Here is a 2349-nt window from a genome sequence, read left to right on the forward strand (position 1 = left end):
ATCCATTCTTAATTACCTCTTTGTGCTAAATTTTGTGCTACATATTTACCTAAAATGTCAGTTTCTAAGTTAATTTCATCGCCAACTTCTAACTTGGAGAGATTAGTTTCATCTTGAGTGTGGGGAATTAAACCTACTGAGAAAGTTGGTCCTTGAACATCCATGACAGTTAGACTAACGCCATTGATAGCTACGCTTCCTTGGGGAATGACTTGATTTGACAAGCGCTCAGGCAGTTCAAAGAATAATTCGATAGCATTTTCATTGATTTGCTTTTGGACTACTTTGACCGTTTGATCCACGTGTCCGGTTACGATATGGCCTTCTAATCGTGAACCGACTTGTAATGACCGTTCAATGTTAACTTGATCGCCAACATGGGCATTTTTAAAAATTGTTTTATTAAAAGTTTGGGGCATCATTGTTACTTGAAAGACATCGCCAACAATTTTTTCGGCAGTTAAACAAGTACCATTTATAGCAATTGAATCGCCAATTTCGATTGTCTTGATGACTTCGTCACTAGTGGCTACGTCCATAACGATGGTTTGATCATTGATATTTATTTGGGCGATTTTAGCATCGCCTCTTACTAATCCACTAAACATGAGTTATTTTTCCTTCAATTCGAATATTATTTGCTAGTTGTTGAAAAGATACGTCGTTAAACTTGTATGGGGATGTTGGCATAAATGCCGAAATTCCATTCTGACCCAAGAACTGCGGGGATATATATGCCAGTAGTTCATCGACCATTCCCGATTGCCAAAAGGCCTCATGGATTTTCGCCCCACCTTCGACATACACCGACTGTATCCCTGCATCAGCTAGCTGTTTAACTATATCTGAAATGTCGCCAGTCGTTTGCAACAGCTTTACGTGATCGGGAAGAGAGCTGAAGCGTTCAGGCTGCTTGGTAAAAATCCAAGTTGCTACCTCTTGATCGCTAAATAGTCTGAGATCTGATCTATCTGCAAGTCGACCTTGGCGATCAAGCACTACTCTAACAGGTGGAAAATCACTTGGCTCACTAGCATGCAGTGTAGGATCGTCCACTAGAGCGGTGGTGCTGCCAATTAAAATTGCTTGGTAGTCGCTTCGCTCAGCATGAACTTTGTCATTAACTGTTTGATTGGTGATTGACGTACGTTGATGGGGATAGCCAATCTTAAAATCCAAAGAAACAGCTTGTTTCAAAGTAATCCAAGGACGTTGATGCTGGTAGAAGAAGCTGTAAAACTCATTCAAATGTGTCGCTTCATCTGTCATAACGCCAAGGGTAACCTTGATTCCAGCATCTTTTAATCGTTGAATCCCTTTTCCTGTAACTAAGGAATGAGGATCAATCTGGGCAATAACCACTCGTTTAATATGACTAGCGACTATTAAGTCGGCGCACGGTGGCTGTTTGCCATAATGACAACAGGGTTCTAGTGTTACATATAAAGTCGAATTGGATAATTGCTCTGGAGATAATTTAGAAATGGCGTCTCTTTCAGCGTGATTTTCACCAAAGTGGTGATGATATCCCGTCGCAAGAATCTGGCCGTTTTTAACAATTACGGCCCCAACCATTGGATTTTGCCAAGTTTGATAGCGGCCTTTTTCCGCTTCTTTCAAGGCGAGTTCCATAAATTGGTGATCTTGATCCATTTAAATCACTTCCTTTGCATCAAAAAAGGGAAGCCTCGAACTTCGAGACTTCCCGTAAATAAGCGTCGTTAATAAGAATTACTATGTTTAGTAATTAACTTCTCCCATCTAGACTGTAACTATCGGTACCATAAAGGATTCAGCCACTAATAAGTGGGTTGCGGACTTTACCGCCGGTCGGGAATTTCACCCTGCCTCGAAGAACAAATTATTCAATTCACTTACGAATGATAGTTGTAAGTGCTCTCATTGTCAACTATAAAACACTAAAAAGTCATAATTATAATTTTAAGAATCAACTTTATTCGTTGATATAACAGTGATTTTAGCTCGCTAAAAAAATATAAAAATTTTTCAAGTAACATGTTTGATCAAAAAAGAAAAGCTCATACAAGTTCTATAAAATTCATTTGATGTGCAAAAGTGTGCACATTTTTTTGGCAAAAAATCAAAAATCGTATAGTGTTATTTTAGTTCTTAGATCATCATTTACAAGTTTTGCTTTGGTATAGGATAAAAAGTCAGCTTCTCTTCAAGCGTAAAAATGATAAAATTGCTAAAAAGTGGTTCTATTTGGTAGGTTGGTCTTTTTTTGTACCATAGAAAATAACTGGTAACGCGTGGTGCTAGTTAAATCTTTCTAGCCAATATGCCATATTGTAAGCTAAAATCGCTACTTCCAGGCGCTGAGCAAGG

Annotated in this window: 2 protein-coding genes and 1 riboswitch; both genes read right to left on the reverse strand. The window is 38.6% G+C overall.

Annotation, left to right across the window (positions count from 1 at the left end):
- Nucleotides 1–8: 8 nt before the first annotated feature.
- Nucleotides 9–608, reverse strand: a complete 600-nt coding sequence (locus tag BN52_RS07560; protein ID WP_008473874.1) for a riboflavin synthase — start codon at nt 606–608, stop codon at nt 9–11.
- On the reverse strand, nt 601–1653 hold the full coding sequence (gene ribD, locus BN52_RS07565) for a bifunctional diaminohydroxyphosphoribosylaminopyrimidine deaminase/5-amino-6-(5-phosphoribosylamino)uracil reductase RibD (RefSeq protein WP_008473875.1): 1053 nt from the start codon (nt 1651–1653) through the stop codon (nt 601–603). The genes BN52_RS07560 and ribD overlap by 8 nt, the downstream gene beginning before the upstream one ends.
- A gap of 92 nt (nt 1654–1745) precedes the next feature.
- A riboswitch (FMN riboswitch) is annotated at nt 1746–1861 on the reverse strand.
- Nucleotides 1862–2349 lie beyond the last annotated feature (488 nt).

The organism is Lactobacillus gigeriorum DSM 23908 = CRBIP 24.85 (assembly GCF_000296855.1).
GTDB classification, from domain to species: domain Bacteria; phylum Bacillota; class Bacilli; order Lactobacillales; family Lactobacillaceae; genus Lactobacillus; species Lactobacillus gigeriorum.

Bases quoted from the DNA above. Each gene is read 5' to 3' on its own strand.
- ribD (WP_008473875.1), bottom strand. From the start codon at position 1,653: ATGGATCAAGATCACCAATTTATGGAACTCGCCTTGAAAGAAGCGGAA.
- BN52_RS07560 (WP_008473874.1), bottom strand. From the start codon at position 608: ATGTTTAGTGGATTAGTAAGAGGCGATGCTAAAATCGCCCAAATAAAT.